The organism is Nitrospinota bacterium (genome assembly GCA_009873635.1).
Lineage (GTDB): Bacteria > Nitrospinota > Nitrospinia > Nitrospinales > VA-1 > LS-NOB.
Map to the genome: position 1 here is coordinate 21,406 of WAHY01000014.1, position 15,549 is coordinate 36,954.

The window sequence follows — 15,549 nt, forward strand, 5'->3', positions numbered from 1 at the left end:
TTTATGACAATTGTCGGAAATACTTTTTACCATACTATGCAGAGCCTTGCCAGCGACTTTGAGGTATTGGTTTTGATCTTTATTGACCTGCTTGAATTTTCTGGCGCTCCAGAGCGCGTAGTTTTCGTGCTTCTTTTTTATTTATTTTGGTTTTTGCCTTTTTCTCGGCCATCGGTTCTCCTTCCCAACCCACTTTTTCGAGAAAATCTTCATATCCGCCATGAAAGTATTCTGCGTTGCCTTTGTGGAAAATGATTAAATTTTTGGCAAGGGTTTTGAGAATAAGTTCGGAATGGGTAACAATCACCAATGCACCTTGGTAATCATTGAGTTCTTCAATCAGGGATTCAATGGACTCTACATCCAAATGATGAGAAGGTTCATCCAGCAGTAAAAGGTTTGTCGGGTGGGAGATAATTTTTCCTAACAAAACCCGGCTTCTCTCTCCTCCAGATAACACGCTCACTTTCTTTTTACTTAAATCTCCATCAAACATCATAGCGCCGCAAATACTGTGAGCAGCTTGCAGGGAAAGATTCGGATTGGAACGCAAGATTTCATCCAAGACCCTGTTTTTAGGTTCGAGCCGGTCAATATTTGTTTGACCAAAGTGCCCCGGACGGGTTGAAGGATGCCGGTTAATGGAACCTGAGGTAGGGGTCAACTCTTCTGCGAGGCAATTTAATAAAGTTGACTTTCCTTTTCCATTAGCTCCAATGATTCCTATACGGTCCTTCCGGCCAATAGAAAAGTTAAGTCCTGAGAATATATTGTTTACCGGGTTGCCATCGTATGAGAAAGACAGGTCCTTAATGTTCATGATAGTTTTTCCCGGACAGGGGAGGTGGTTAAACCTGAAGCCAAGGTTTTTCTCAGTTTCCAGTTTTTCCATGGTTCCCATTTTTTCCATCATCTTCAATCGAGACTGAGCCATGGAGGCTTTGGAAGCTTTAGCTCGAAACCTGTCTACCAGCAATTGCATTTCCTTGCGCTTGTTCTCAAGGTTTTTACGGGTTTGTTCGTAGGTTTCCTCTTCTTGAATGATCATTTCATAGTATTTGATCGTGTCTCCCTTGACTTTTTTGGCTTGTTTACGATGCAAACCCAATGTGTGGGTGGTGACCTTATCCATAAAGTCACGATCATGTGTGATCAGTATCATTTCCCCAGGCCATTTATTCAAATAGTCCTTGAGCCAGCGAAGCGATAGAATATCGAGATAGTTAGTAGGCTCATCAAGTAAAAGCATGTTGGGATCAGCTAATAACGCCTTGCAGAGATTAATTCTTACCTGGAATCCACCGCTGAAGGTGGTGGGATCTTTTTGGAAGTCTGCTTCGGAAAAGCCGAGTCCAGAAAGAATGATCTCGGCCTTATAATGATCCCACTGTTTTTCAGCCGGAAGGGCCGTAATACATTCTTCAAGCACAGTAGAATGAGTGAAATGGATGTGCTGGTCCAATGCTCCAACCCTGTATCCTTTAGGTGTTGAAAGTGTCCCAGAGTCCTGCCTTTCCTGCCCCAGAATCATTTTGAACAGAGTAGATTTTCCTGTCCCGTTTTTACCAACCAATCCAACCCGTTCTCCTTTATTGATGAGAAAAGACACATCTTCAAAAAGAACTTGCGGGCCAAAAGATTTTTGCAGATTGCTAGCTATTACCATTGCAGGCTTAAATACAAGTGGATTAACTTAAGAAATGTTTTAATAAGGTATTGAGTGAATCAGGGAGGGAACAGAAAACTGGTCGGGATGAGAAGATTTGAACTTCCGACCCCCTACTCCCGAAGCAGGTGCGCTACCAGGCTGCGCTACATCCCGACTGTTTTTAGCTTGTTTTATAAAAGAATTTCTTGAGGTGTTTCCAGATAATGATTGAACCGACACTATTTATAAGCGATTTTAACCAGGTGCTTCCACCCAGGCATTTCTGGCAGTGCGGGTGTATGACCTTGTTCTGTTGAAAACCTTCCACAGCATCAATAACCGGCTGGGTATTCATGATTTCTGTAATAGAGTTTTCAAATACGTTTCCCGCTTTGGTCTTGCCGTCATAATCCACACAGCAATAAATTAAATCCCCGCTGCAAAGAATCGCAAAATGGTCTGTCAATGCACTGCAATAACCGGTTTTAGAAGGAACCACTTTTTCTCCCTCAGTAAACGCGTTGCCCCAGGTATTTAAAATATAAGTTTCAAAGTGGATATTTGGTGCAACCTCAACCACGTTCCATTTGAATGCAGAGAGTTTGTCTATTTTTTTCTCAACTTCCTGCCGTTTCTCTTCATTGAGTGGCGGACATATTTTGTGTACTTCCCTGGCCCAGTAACGAAAGGTTTTGCGCAACTCTTTAGTGTTGTTGATGACACTCATGGTTCCTACATTCCAGTCTTCTCCCGGAACCTCGGTTTTGATAGAAGTATTCAGGAAATGAACCTTTATTTTTGGCGGCTTGGTTTGTTTCAGGCAACCCTCAATGAACTTCAAAATTCGATTGTGATATTCATCGAATTTCATCCGCCTGGATTTTCTGGTTTTGAAAGACTCTTCGTCGGGAGTTTGAAGTGAGATGTTCACCTGTGATGCGGTCACTTTTTCAAGCTTGATCGCCATCTCTTCGTCAAGGTATGTCCCATTAGTGGTGATTCCTGTTTTTACACCTGATTGAGCAGCATGGTCGAGAATTTCAAAGAACCGGGGATGCATGAAAGGTTCACCCATCACATGAAAGGTAATTTTCTCCGCCATGTTATATTCTGCGATCTCGTCAATGATTCCACAGACCCTTTCAAAGTCCATGTATTCATAATGACGGGTCATTTCCTGCTTGGGGCAAAATGTGCAGTCAAAATTGCAAACATTGGTTAGCTCGATATGTATGCGCTGCAAGGGTAGCTGGACCAATTCGCCAAAGCGACCGGGAAATTTTTGAATGCCGGGTTGAACCTGGGTCAACATGATTTGTTAATTGAGGGAGTTAATTATTGGTTTTCGAATAATTATAACGATCTATGCTTTCGCTCCAAAATGTGTTGTTGGTCACGTTGCGCGAAACCTTCTTTGACCCACATTCAGGACACGTTACTTTCTTTTTATCCACTTCTGAAATTTTCATTTCGACCACGAAATCTTTTTTGCATTTTTCGCAAGTATGATCGTAATTAGGCATGGCTAAGTTCTCCTGATTTGCCTTCAATTAAAACTGACGGTGTTTCTCTTGAAGGCATTAAGAATACAATAGTTTCTAGTTCAAAGCAATAAATCCGGCAAAGTTGTTCCATTTAAAAAACAGGTCTACGACCTTGAACCCGGCTTTTTTAATGAGACCTTGATTTTCCTCAACAGTTAGAGGGATGAGGACATTTTCCAATGCTTCCCGTTTGCGGGAAATTTCAAGGTTTGAATACCCTCGGTCCCGCTTGAACTGGTGATGAAAGTCTATGAATGTCCTGCCCAGTTCGGGAATTTCGCTCTTTATTTTTTCAATAAGAACGAGCGATCCTCCAGGAACCAGTCCATTAAAGATATTCTTTAACAGCGATACCCTGTTTTCCGGCAATAAAAACTGAAGGGTGTAGTTCATCACCACCACAGATGCATTTTGGATGGGAACTTCCTCATTCAGATCCGCTTCATGGAATTTGCAAATAACGGGTGACTGGCTGAGTTTTAATCTGGATTTCTCCAGCATGGCCGAAGAGTTGTCCACTCCATGTAATTCAATATTCTTATTTGTATCTATCAATTGTGCTAATTTTAAGAGAAGGGTTCCTGTAGAACACCCCAGGTCATAAACAGAAGTGTTTGGCTGGGCAAACTTTGCGCACCAATGCACTGCCAATGACTGGCATTCGTGATACATTGGTACACTTCGCTCCAACATATCATCAAATACGTTTGCCACAGATCCGTCGAACTCAAAACGACTGCCGACATTTTCCTTTTTAAATAATGTGTCTCTTTTGGAAATGATGCACCTGTTAAGAAAGGTAAAAAGAAAATCCCCTTCCGGAAAACCGGAAGAGGAACAAAGAGTTATTAATTACGGTCCTGGAAGTTCACTTCCTTCGACCGGGCCAGACTTGGTCTTTAAAAGAAGTTTGTTGATCGCATTCAAATAAGCCAATGCGCTGGCTTCAAGTGTATTAACACCGGCCCCTTTTCCCAGTATTTCCCTTTTTTCGTGCTTGACGCGAACGGTGACTTCTCCCTGCGCATCCTGCCCTTTTGTTTTAGCCATGACCTGGTAATCCAGGAGTTTGCAACTGAGGCCGGTGATTTTATCAATGGCATTATAAATTGCATCTACCGGACCATCGCCACTGGCACTGGCGGTATGTTCCTGTTTATCAATGCTAACCAGGTTTACCATTGCCTCAGGAACCTTTCCAGATTCAAACTCACATTGCATGGAACCAAGTTCGTAAGTGTTTTGTTGTTCCACAGAAAATTTTTGTTTCTGAATGAGGGTGTGAAAGTCGTCTTCAAAAATTTCCTTTTTCTCGTCAGCAAGAACTTTGAACTCCTGAAACAGCCTGTCCAGTTCGTCCTGATCCAGCGTATATCCTAATTCCTGTACTTTACTTTGCAGGGCATTTCTTCCAGAGTGTTTACCCATGACCAGTTCAGATTCCTCGCCGCCAATATCTGCGGGATCCATGATTTCAAAAGTATCTTTGCGTTTCAGAAAGCCATGCTGGTGAATGCCTGATTCATGTGCAAAAGCATTTTTCCCGACTATCGCCTTATTGCGTTGAACAAAGAACCCCGTCAAGCTGCTCACAAGTTTACTGCAAGGCTGGATATGTTTGGTTTCGATACCTGTGTAGACAGAGTTGAAAAAATCCTTCCTGGTTCTTACAGCCATGACCACTTCTTCCATGGCTGCATTTCCGGCACGCTCACCAATACCGTTAATGGTGCATTCAATCTGCCTTGCACCAGCTTGCACAGCAGCAATTGAATTGGCAACAGCCAGCCCAAGATCGTTATGGCAATGTACGCTGATAACAGCCTGATCTATATTCGGTACGTTGGATTTTAAGTGCCGGATGAGCTCGGCAAACTCTTCTGGGACGGTATATCCCACTGTATCTGGAATATTGACAGTTGTGGCACCGGCTGAAATGACTTCTCGCGTCACATCAACGAGAAAATCCTTTTCGGTTCGAGTTGCATCCATAGGAGAGAACTCAACGTCATCGAAATACTTGCGGGCAAATTGTATTGCCTTCACTCCCATTTCAATAATCTCTCCTTTTGCTTTTTCAACCATATGGTCTCGGTGTACTTTTGATGTAGATAGGAAAATATGAATTCTCGGAGATTCGGCGTTTTCCAGGGCTCTGGTTGTCGCTTCAATATCTTTTTCCAGTGCGCGTGAAAGTCCCGCGATTTTTGAGCCACGGATTTCTTCAGCGATTTGCTTTACCGATTCGAAGTCTCCTGGAGAAGCAACCGGAAATCCTGCTTCGATAACATCTACTTTAAGCAAAGCTAGTTGCCGGGCGATCTCAAGTTTTTCCTTGATGTTCAAGCTGGCACCGGGGCATTGTTCCCCGTCTCTTAAAGTGGTGTCGAAGATGATGAGTTTCTCGGGTTGCATGACTGACAAACCTCCTGATTAAATAAAGTATCATTCAATATTATAAGATGTATCCAATTAAATACCAGAGCTGCTTTTCCCTGGATTCCAATTTGAATGTGAATAAGTTGGGAGCTATGTGAAACTGGTTAGGGGAGCCTGAAGCTCAGGGTGAAGACTCGCCCTTATAGCAGGGCCAAAAGTAGGCGTAGGTCCAGGCAAGAGCGTAAACTGAATTGTTTTTTAGAGTGGTAATACATTTTCTCAAGCCTGTTTAAATTTCGTAAGTAATAATTTATTCTAAACGAATTACCAACCAAATTACAAATATTAAAAACCACCGTTCTTTATGAAACTTATGAAAGCAAATAGATAAGAGTTAATCTATAGCGTTTAACACCTTAAACCCGGCTTTCTCGATTTTTTTGACCAGCGGGGCTGTTTCGCATAAATCGAGTCGAAAGAAATACACCTGTTTCTTCTTGTTTTTTGCATAAGGGGCCATGCCAACGCTTATGATATTCAATCCCTGATCGTGGATGATTTTTGACACGGTTTCGAAATTTTTAGGTTCTTTGCCCATTATGACATCGACTCTTGAGCTGGAATGGATAATGCCCATCAGGTCGATGAACAACCCCAGCATATCAAGGATTGAGACGATGCCCACCAGCTTGTTTTTTTCTATTACGGGAAGCGAACCGATCTTATTTTTATAAATCAAGAGCGCTGCATCTTCCACATTTGTGTCAGGGGCTACGGTTTGTGGGTTGCGGGTCATATAGTCCGAGACTTTCATTTTCTTCGGGTCGAGGACCTTTATCTTTGTAGGGCCTGAGGACTTGGAGATAAATGCCCCGCGAATATCACTCTCAGTAATAATGCCTTCAAGGTTTTTGCTGTGGACTACCGGCAAATGGCGGATAGAGTTCTTGACCATTAATTCCTGAGCTTTAAAAAGAGTGTGATCAGACTTAATAGTGATGACCTTGCGAGTCATTATTTCATCGACGATCATTAGAAACATAAATAGTTAATTAAACTTCTAACCTTGCGCCCTGAATAGATAAAAGTGCATGTTTTTGAATAGAGATTGAAGAATCTCGCCACTTTACCGGTTGTTTCAATTATAATATGCAGATGATCCTCTGATAGTCGAGTGTTGGTATGCAAGTGTAGGCCCTTTACACTTATAGACGCCTAACCCTACAAAAATTGTTCAAAATATACTCTTTATTGTGTAAATTTTTTACTCTATGATGTTGGGTTCTTCTTTAGGGTTATCTAAATCAAGGGTTTGCTATAGGCATGACTCTTGCTTTTATAACTCTTTCCGCATTGAAAATACTTGAACTTTCGGTGCTTTGGGGTTTTAAATTTATTTATAATTCAATGGTTTAACCAATATGCACGCTTTTCCAAAAAAACAGGGTCTTTACGATCCCGCTCTAGAAAAAGACAGTTGTGGAGTGGGCTTTGTCATGAATATGAAGGGGGAAAAGTCCCATGAAATCATAACCCAGGGGTTAGAGATCCTTAAGAAACTGGAGCACCGTGGGGCTTGTGGTGCAGATTCTGCCACCGGTGATGGTGCCGGAATTCTTATCCAGATTCCGCATCGGTTTTTCCAGGAGCAATGCAAAAAGGCGGGTATTAATCTTCCTGAGGCCGGACGCTATGCAGTAGGAAATGTGTTTCTCCCTGTTGGCGAAGACACGAAACAGGGCCAGGAAATCATGGAACGTGCAATTTTAACTGAGGGGATGGAGCTTCTCGGCTGGCGGGATGTTCCAGTTGATAACTCAACGATCGGAAAAACGGCCCGTTCTGTTGAGCCGGTTATAAAACAGGTTTTTGTTGGCGCCGGACCGGGTGTCGCAGACCAGTTGGCCTTTGAAAGAAGGCTTTATTGTGTTCGCAAGCGAACTGCCTGGGGAGTTCGACGTGCTGGGCTCAACGATAATAATGAAAATTTTTATGCCTGCAGCCTTTCAAGCAAGACCTTGATCTACAAAGGTCAGTTGATGGCACCGCAACTGGAGACCTATTACCTGGATCTACAGGATCCAAACATGGTCTCTGCATTGGCGTTAGCTCATTCCCGATACAGTACCAACACGTTTCCCTCCTGGGGGCGAGCTCAGCCTTTTCGTTATATTGCGCACAATGGAGAAATTAATACAGTTCGTGGAAACCAGAACTGGATGCGTGCCCGTGAATCGATGTTTGAGTCTCCTTTATTTGAAGACATCAACATGATTCTTCCAGTTATTGCTCCGGGTGGCAGTGACTCTGCGGATTTTGATCAGGCTTTGGAGATGCTGTTCCTTACAGGCCGGTCTCTGCCGCATGCCATGATGATGATGATTCCAGAACCCTGGAGCGGTCATGAAACCATGGACGATGATAAACGTGGGTTCTATGAGTTTCACGCTTCCATGATGGAGCCTTGGGATGGTCCTGCCTCAATTGCTTTTACGGATGGGGAGACTTGCGGAGCAGTTTTGGACCGCAATGGCCTGCGTCCTTCCCGTTATTATGTCACGAAAGATGGACTGGTAATCATGGCTTCTGAAGTGGGAGTTGTTCCGGTTGAAGAAGCTAATATTGAATACAAGGGGCGGTTGCAACCGGGAAAAATGTTCCTGGTGGATATCAATGAAGGCCGCATCATCTCAGATGAAGAGATCAAAGCTAAAGTTTCAACCCAGAAGCCTTATACAAAATGGGTTGAGGAGAATCAGGTCAATCTCAAAGACCTGCCTTCCACAAACTATCAATTTAATCCTGAATATCAAACTGTTTTGAACAGGCAGGTGACCTTTGGTTATACCATTGAGGATTTGAAGTTTTTGCTTGCTCCTATGGTAGGGTCGGCTAACGAGGCCACCGGTTCAATGGGTAATGACACTCCTTTGGCTGTCTTATCACAAAAGCCTCAACTCCTCTTTAACTATTTCAAACAATTGTTTGCACAGGTAACCAACCCTGCTATTGATTCAATACGCGAGGAACTGGTCATGTCTATGGAGGTAACTCTTGGAAAGGAGAGGAACCTGCTAGATGAGTCGCCAGAGCATTGCCGCAAACTAAAGGTTGAACATCCTATTCTCACCGGTCATGAAATGGATAAAATTCGCGGCCTTAATCAGACAGACCTGAATACAGAGGTGATTCCAATTCTATTTCCGGCTTCAGAGGGACAAGCTGGACTGGAAAAAGCTATGGACAGGATATGCCAGCAGGCTTCCAGGGCGATTGAAAATGGTGCCACGATATTGATTCTTTCTGATAAGGGAGTGGACAAAGATAATGTTCCTATTCCCAGCTTGCTTGCTACTGCAGGAGTGCATCATCATCTGCTTCGTGAAAGGACACGCACAAAAGTAGGGGTGGTGGTTGAAACGGGTGAGGCCCGTGAAATGATGCATTTTGCATTGCTGATCGGTTTTGGAGCGGGTGCCATCTATCCTTACCTTGCTTATGAAACTGTGGCCCAGATTGCCGATGAAGGTGTGTTTATTGAAAAGATTGCTACGGAAACAGCTGTTTCAAATTTTATTAAAGCTACGCGAAAAGGCCTTTTTAAAATTATTGCCAAGATGGGAATATCTACAATACAGAGTTATCGCGGAGCACAGGTATTTGAAGTGGTTGGTTTGAGTGAAAAAGTGGTGGATGGTTATTTTACAGGGACTCCTTCTCGTATCAGCGGAGCTGAACTGGATATTCTGGCTCAAGAATCTCTGATGCGCCACAAAAAGGGATTTGGTGAAGAAGTCATTTCAGCCCTGGAACTGGGAGGTCATTATCATTGGCGTCGTGGTGAAGAGAAGCACATGCTCAATCCCAATTCCATCGGGCTATTACAACATGCAACACGATCGAATGATTACGCTACTTTTAAAAAGTTCTCACAGGAAGCCAATAACGAAAGCACACGTCAATGTACCCTGCGTGGATTGTTTGAGTTTAAAGAAACCAAGTCGATACCCATCGAAGAAGTGGAGTCGTTGGAAGAAATCACTAAACGATTTTGCACGGGTGCTATGTCGATTGGGTCCATATCCCGTGAGGCGCACGAAACCCTTGCGATTGCTATGAACCGGTTGGGTGGAAGGAGCAATACCGGAGAAGGGGGAGAGGATAGTGCCCGTTATACTCCCGATTCAAATGGTGACTCACGTCGCAGTAAAATCAAGCAGGTGGCCTCAGGACGTTTTGGGGTGAACAGTTACTACCTGACCAATGCAGATGAAATGCAGATCAAAATTGCTCAAGGCGCCAAGCCTGGGGAAGGGGGGCAGCTGCCGGGACATAAGGTCAGTGAATACATAGCCAAGCTTCGCCACTCGACACCGGGTGTGGGCTTAATCTCACCGCCTCCTCATCATGACATTTATTCGATCGAGGATCTGCAACAGTTAATTTTTGATTTACATAACGCTAATCCGGACGCAAGAGTCAGCGTCAAGTTGGTTGCGGAAGCGGGTGTAGGAACCATTGCGGCGGGAGTTTCAAAAGCCCATGCTGAAGGGGTATTGATTGCCGGTCACGATGGGGGAACCGGGGCTTCACCGCAAACTTCCATAAAACATGCCGGGTTGCCCTGGGAACTCGGGCTTTCTGAAACTCAGCAAATTCTCGTTCTTAATGATTTGCGTGGTCGAATTCGTGTCCAGGTTGATGGCCAGCTTAAAACAGGACGTGATGTTGTGATAGGAGGTATCCTGGGAGCCGATGAGTTTGGTTTCTCGACTACGGCACTGGTGACGATGGGGTGTATTCTGATGCGCAAATGCCATCTTAATACCTGTTCGGTAGGGATAGCCACCCAGGATCCGGTCCTTCGCGAAAAGTTCAATGGCAAACCTGACTATGTCGTAAATTTCTTTCGATTTATTGCGCAGGAAGTGAGAGAGATTATGGCTGAATTAGGGATACGTAAGTTTAATGACCTGATAGGAAGAGTCGATCTCCTTGAAGCGGGTTCCGCAACTGAGCATTGGAAAGCGCATGGTGTCGATGTCAGTCGTATTCTGCACAAGCCGGATGTGGGTAGTGATGTAGCAATACGTAATGTTTGCACCCAGGATTTGAGTGGTGACCTTGACAATGCTCTGGACCATCGCTTGATCAAGATGAGCCAGGCAGCGTTGGAGAATCAACAAAAAGTTCAAGAAGATATTTCCATTGTCAATACAGACCGGGCAACAGGTGCGATGCTCAGTTATCAAATCTCAAAAACATATGGTGAAGAAGGGCTCCCCTCCAACACGATATGTTTGAACTTCAAAGGTTCGGCAGGACAGAGCTTTGGTGCTTTTCTGGCGCCTGGCGTGACATTTAATCTGGCAGGTGATGCCAATGATTATGTTGGGAAAGGTCTTTCTGGCGGCAAGATTATTATTTATCCTCCAGAAGAGTCGACTCTGGTTCCGGAAGAAAATATTTTAATAGGTAATACCGTTCTATACGGAGCTGTATCTGGAAAAGCTTTTTTCAGGGGTATTGGCGGGGAACGGTTTGCAGTCCGTAATAGCGGGGCCCATGCAGTGGTTGAAGGGGTAGGGGATCATGGTTGCGAATATATGACTGGCGGAACCGTTGTGGTCCTCGGTGAAACAGGAAGAAATTTTGCTGCTGGTATGAGTGGTGGCCTGGCATTTGTGCTGGATCGCGATAACAGTTTTCCCATTCACTGCAATCAAAGCATTGTAGATTTGGTTCCTGTTGAAGAAGCTGAAGATATTGAGCTGTTGAAGGGTTTGATTGAAGAACACTTTCAGTACACTCAAAGTAGTGTTGCCAAAGAGGTGCTTGATGAGTGGGAGGCAACATTACCTAAATTCATCAAAGTTTATCCGATGGATTACCGCCGGGTCGTGGAAGAACGTAAAAAACGAAATGAAATGTTGGTTGCCTGATTCATTAATGCGGCAGACCGCTTGTAGTTGCTAATTACGAGGTTCTCCGCCAGAAAGGATATAAAAGCGTAAATGGGTGCAATAAAAGGATTCATGGAGTATGAGCGGGAGACACCGCCAGGCCGTCCGGTTGAGGAAAGGCTGAAGGATCAAAAGGAGTGCTACGCTGACTTTTCTGAAGAAAAGTACAAGCAGCAAGGTGCACGTTGTATGGACTGTGGTGTTCCTTTCTGCCAAAGTGAATCTGGCTGTCCTTTGGGAAATCTGATTCCCGACTGGAACGATATGGTTTATCGAGGTCGTTACAGCGAGGCGGTTGAACTACTGCTGAAGACCAATAACTTTCCTGAGTTTACGGGACGGGTCTGTCCGGCTCCCTGTGAGGGGGCCTGTGTTCTGGGCATCACTGAGCCAGCGGTGACAATTTGTAACATTGAGGAGATGATCGCAGAGGTAGGCTTTGAAAAAGGTTTTATCAAGCCGAAGAAACCGGAATCTCGTACAGGGAAAAAAATAGCAGTGGTAGGTTCAGGTCCTGCCGGACTGGCCTGTGCGGAACAACTCAATTCCGCAGGGCATGAGGTTACGGTTTTTGAAAAAGAAGATCGTGTTGGTGGACTCTTGATGTATGGCATACCTCATTTCAAACTGGATAAAGAGGTTGTTAAGCGTCGAATTAGGTTGATGGAAGAATCGGGAGTCATTTTTAAGACAGGAGTCAATGTAGGGGTTAATAAATCTGCCAAAGAATTGAAAAATGAATTTGACGTGGTGGTGCTTTGCGGCGGATCCCAGAAACCTCGTGACATTCAAGTACAAGGACGAGACCTGGATGGTATACATTTTGCCATGGATTTTCTCCCGCAACAGAACAAGAGGAATGAAGGGGATACGATTCCTGAAGATATTTCAATCACTGCAAAAGACAAGAATGTCTTGATCATTGGCGGTGGTGATACCGGATCAGATTGCCTGGGAACCTCGCTGCGACAAGGTGCTAAAAATGTTTACCAGTTTGAACTACTGCCGGAACCGCCACAAGCGAGGAGTGATGACAACCCATGGCCGCAATGGCCTAAAATATTCCGGGTTTCATCTTCTCATGAAGAGGCCAATGAACGGGAAGGTAAGGAAAAGATCACCGAGTATTGTGTTTCTACAAAAAAGTTTTCCGGAAAGGATGGCAAGGTTTCCAAAATTCATGCTGTGAAAATTGAGTTTGGCGAACCAGATCCTGAAACAGGCCGACCTCAACTACGGGAGGTACCTGGCTCTGAATTTGAACTGGAAGTCGAGCTTGTTCTGCTGGCGATGGGTTTTGTCCATCCTATCCATGAAGGCATGCTTGATGAGTTGGGGATGGACTTGGATGCACGGGGAAATGTGGCCTGTGACAATAAGAAAATGACCAGTGTAGATGGAGTTTTTGTGGCAGGGGATATGACAAGGGGGCAATCACTGGTCGTTTGGGCTATTGCTGAAGGTAGAGAAGCTGCAAGATCGGTAGACCTTTATCTCATGGGTGAGACCCAGCTTCCTCACAGTCAGTTTTTAAAATAAGCATTAGGAATAAAGAGAAAGGGGACTGCCCTTGACAAAACAGTCCCCTTTCGGAGGTTCGCCTGCTGTTTGCAAGCTCGGGGAATTATGCTGGCTTTTCTTCTTTCATGGGTTCAATTTTAACTTCCAGAACCCTGGCTTCACCTTCTCGAATTAATTCGACCTTGACAGTTTTTCCCGGTTTGATGGAAGCAACCTGTTTAGGAAGTGTTTCCATGGACATGATTTCAACACCATCAAAACGGGTGATGACATCACCTCGTTTCAACCCACCTTGAGCGGCAGGACCATTGGGTACGATATCGTTAACCAGTGCTCCCATAGTATCCTTAAGCTTGAAAGACTCTTTCAGTTCCGGAGTGATTTTCTGGATCATAACCCCAAGCCAGCCACGTGTAACACTGCCTTTCTGTTTTAGTTCGTCCAGAATATCTTTTGCCATGTTAATGGGTAAGGCAAAACCAATGCCTACATTTCCACCGCTTCCGGAAAAGATTGCGGTGTTAATACCGATGACATCACCATTCATGTTAAGCAACGGGCCACCACTGTTGCCGGGGTTGATTGAGGCATCAGTTTGAATGAACTCGTCATAAGGTCCGGCACCTATGTTCCTGCCTTTGGCGCTGACAACTCCTGTGGTCACGGTATGGTCCAGACCAAAGGGGTTACCGATAGCTACCACCCATTCACCTACATCTACTTGTTCAGAATTGCCCAGGGTCAAGTAGGGGAAGGATGTGTTTTCACCATACTCCTGTACAATTTTGATCAGCGCAATGTCCGTTTTGGGGTCAGAGCCTATAAGTTTGGCTTTATATTCTTTTTCATTTTGAAGTGTTACTTTTATTTTGTCGGCACCTTCCACAACATGGTTGTTGGTAAGGATATAGCCTTCATGGTCAATGATGAATCCTGAGCCAGTTCCACCTTCTGGTGCTGGTGGGCGAGGACTTCGTCCCCTAAATGGAGGAGCAAACTGTCCGAAGGGCCCATTTCCTTTTGCAGGTTGAATCTTTGTTTTTGATGTAACGAACACCACCGCGGGGTTTTTCTTTTTCGCGATGTCGACAATCAAGTTGGTGCCTACAGGATTAACTTTGGTGCTTAATCCGAAAGCAGGGTCCGCTGTTGGAAAACCTGATGTTCCAATTCCGTAAGAAAGCGGCAGGACCATCAAAATAAACATCGCAAAGACTATCGGAAATTTTAATTTTTGTTTCATGCTGAGTATCCTCCAACTCTATTTTTAAGCATAATGGTGCATTCGTGATTGATCAATATTCTTGAAATAAGGATAAAGCTTGAAAATTAAATGTCCATTAATATGAAATTAAAAATCCTTAATGTTGTTTCAATGGTTTGATTGCCAGGAAGGCGATTTGATCGCCATGAAGTATAAAATATTGGAGGTTGGTGGGTCTGAAGTTCAGGGTCTTTCAAACCAGTAGAGAATGCGTTTACTTTTTGAGATTTCTTGAGAACTGATAATCCTGCATTTGCTTTCTAAAATATTACGGAAGGTGTGTTCATTATAATCTGTAAAGATGTCTTTCCTCAGGTTAAGCATTAACTTGAGGTTGGGGTCATCTTTAGGGATGAACTCGACGACACCGCGTGGAGCAATATTTATAAGCCAGTCGATAAACTTATCTAATGGAATATTGCGCCCTATGGCAAGGTGGTGCTCAAAGGCCAGGGCTAGAACGGCATCGGCATTTATTCTGTTCAACAGACCTTTCCTTTCCTGTGAATTCCATCCTTGATCCGGACTGGGGTTTGCCGCGTCAAAAAATAAAGGCAAGAAGTTTAAGTTGTTTTTCTCCGCCCGTTCGAACGATTTTTCCAATGCTGACTGATCGAAATCGAAGCCGACGACATGTTGGGCTCCTGCATTCAAGGCCAGTTCAGAGTATTCTCCGGTGTTGCAGCCAAGGTCCCAAACTGTTTCAGGCTCGGTTTTTTGAATGAAGTTGGTGATGAAGTTATGTTTTTGTGTGACCTCATCACTTTCGTAACAGTGTATGGAGTCATAGTTACCCCACGTAGTGTTAGAAGAGGAAAGAGGCTTTAACTTATCAATCCAGGAGTAGAGTTGTTTGAAAATTCTGGACAGGGTTTCACGTGGAAGGTTTTGATTAATATTTGATAAAGAATCAGTTTTTTCAGATCTTGCAAGATTGTTCAATCTTGATGGAAGGGCTACATGCAGAAAGAAATTTTTGGAAATCTTTTTATACCAGGGTACCATTCTGCAGAATTCATCAGACGGTATTCCTTCCAAATTTCCTCGATACCAGGCATTGTGGGTGACTCCCAATAGAGATCTTAGTAAGAGTGGGTTCAGGAACTGTTCGCAAAACTGCTGGTGACCTTCCCAAACCTGTCCTTCCTGATAGGGTTGAATTGAGAGACTATCGATAAAAACTGGTTTTGAGCCTTTGAATTGAATGTTATAAGCACTTGCATCGGAGAA

Annotated in this window: 10 protein-coding genes and 1 tRNA gene; 2 read left to right on the forward strand and 9 right to left on the reverse strand. The window is 44.1% G+C overall.

The genetic code is table 11. From position 1 onward, the window contains the following. Window positions 1-79: 79 nt before the first annotated feature. The 7 genes from F3741_09180 to F3741_09210 all read right to left on the reverse strand — a co-directional run bounded on the left by F3741_09180 (window position 80) and on the right by F3741_09210 (window position 6,613). On the reverse strand, window positions 80-1,666 hold the full coding sequence (locus F3741_09180) for an ABC-F family ATP-binding cassette domain-containing protein (GenBank protein ID MZG30960.1): 1,587 nt from the start codon (window positions 1,664-1,666) through the stop codon (window positions 80-82). A 79-nt stretch (window positions 1,667-1,745) separates the two neighbouring features. Then, window positions 1,746-1,822, reverse strand: a tRNA-Pro gene (locus F3741_09185). A gap of 7 nt (window positions 1,823-1,829) precedes the next feature. Then, a complete protein-coding gene (locus F3741_09190; protein ID MZG30961.1) occupies window positions 1,830-2,960 on the reverse strand; it encodes a radical SAM protein in 1,131 nt (376 codons plus the stop codon). Window positions 2,961-2,979: 19 nt separating this feature from the next. Next, window positions 2,980-3,171 carry a zinc ribbon domain-containing protein gene (locus F3741_09195; GenBank protein ID MZG30962.1) on the reverse strand — a complete coding sequence of 64 codons (192 nt, stop codon included), beginning with the start codon at window positions 3,169-3,171 and terminating at the stop codon, window positions 2,980-2,982. Between the two features lie 75 nt (window positions 3,172-3,246). Beyond that, window positions 3,247-4,041: a carboxy-S-adenosyl-L-methionine synthase CmoA gene (gene cmoA / locus F3741_09200; GenBank protein ID MZG30963.1), complete on the reverse strand. Its 795-nt coding sequence runs from the start codon at window positions 4,039-4,041 to the stop codon at window positions 3,247-3,249. 3 nt (window positions 4,042-4,044) lie between these two features. Continuing rightward, window positions 4,045-5,607, reverse strand: a complete 1,563-nt coding sequence (locus F3741_09205; GenBank protein MZG30964.1) for a 2-isopropylmalate synthase — start codon at window positions 5,605-5,607, stop codon at window positions 4,045-4,047. Between the two features lie 358 nt (window positions 5,608-5,965). Then, on the reverse strand, window positions 5,966-6,613 hold the full coding sequence (locus tag F3741_09210) for a CBS domain-containing protein (GenBank protein MZG30965.1): 648 nt from the start codon (window positions 6,611-6,613) through the stop codon (window positions 5,966-5,968). Window positions 6,614-6,992: 379 nt separating this feature from the next. Between F3741_09210 and gltB the strand changes: the two genes are divergently transcribed. Both gltB and F3741_09220 read left to right on the forward strand, forming a co-directional pair. Next, complete coding sequence (gene gltB / locus F3741_09215) at window positions 6,993-11,513, forward strand: glutamate synthase large subunit (GenBank protein ID MZG30966.1); 4,521 nt, start codon at window positions 6,993-6,995, stop codon at window positions 11,511-11,513. 72 nt (window positions 11,514-11,585) lie between these two features. Beyond that, window positions 11,586-13,073, forward strand: coding sequence for a glutamate synthase subunit beta (locus F3741_09220; GenBank protein MZG30967.1), 1,488 nt, complete (start codon window positions 11,586-11,588; stop codon window positions 13,071-13,073). 85 nt (window positions 13,074-13,158) lie between these two features. Here F3741_09220 and F3741_09225 read toward each other — a convergent pair whose 3' ends face one another. Beyond that, entirely contained in the window at window positions 13,159-14,262 is a 1,104-nt protein-coding gene (locus F3741_09225; GenBank protein MZG30968.1) for a Do family serine endopeptidase, read from the reverse strand. A 240-nt stretch (window positions 14,263-14,502) separates the two neighbouring features. Further along, entirely contained in the window at window positions 14,503-15,357 is an 855-nt protein-coding gene (locus F3741_09230) for a methyltransferase domain-containing protein (GenBank protein MZG30969.1), read from the reverse strand. Window positions 15,358-15,549: the final 192 nt, after the last annotated feature.

Coding starts and splice junctions, on each gene's coding strand:
- F3741_09190 (MZG30961.1), bottom strand. CDS start 2,960: ATGTTGACCCAGGTTCAACCCGGCATTCAAAAATTTCCCGGTCGCTTT.
- gltB (MZG30966.1), top strand. CDS start 6,993: ATGCACGCTTTTCCAAAAAAACAGGGTCTTTACGATCCCGCTCTAGAA.
- F3741_09210 (MZG30965.1), bottom strand. CDS start 6,613: ATGTTTCTAATGATCGTCGATGAAATAATGACTCGCAAGGTCATCACT.
- F3741_09180 (MZG30960.1), bottom strand. CDS start 1,666: ATGGTAATAGCTAGCAATCTGCAAAAATCTTTTGGCCCGCAAGTTCTT.
- F3741_09220 (MZG30967.1), top strand. CDS start 11,586: ATGGGTGCAATAAAAGGATTCATGGAGTATGAGCGGGAGACACCGCCA.
- F3741_09195 (MZG30962.1), bottom strand. CDS start 3,171: ATGCCTAATTACGATCATACTTGCGAAAAATGCAAAAAAGATTTCGTG.
- F3741_09225 (MZG30968.1), bottom strand. CDS start 14,262: ATGTTTATTTTGATGGTCCTGCCGCTTTCTTACGGAATTGGAACATCA.
- F3741_09205 (MZG30964.1), bottom strand. CDS start 5,607: ATGCAACCCGAGAAACTCATCATCTTCGACACCACTTTAAGAGACGGG.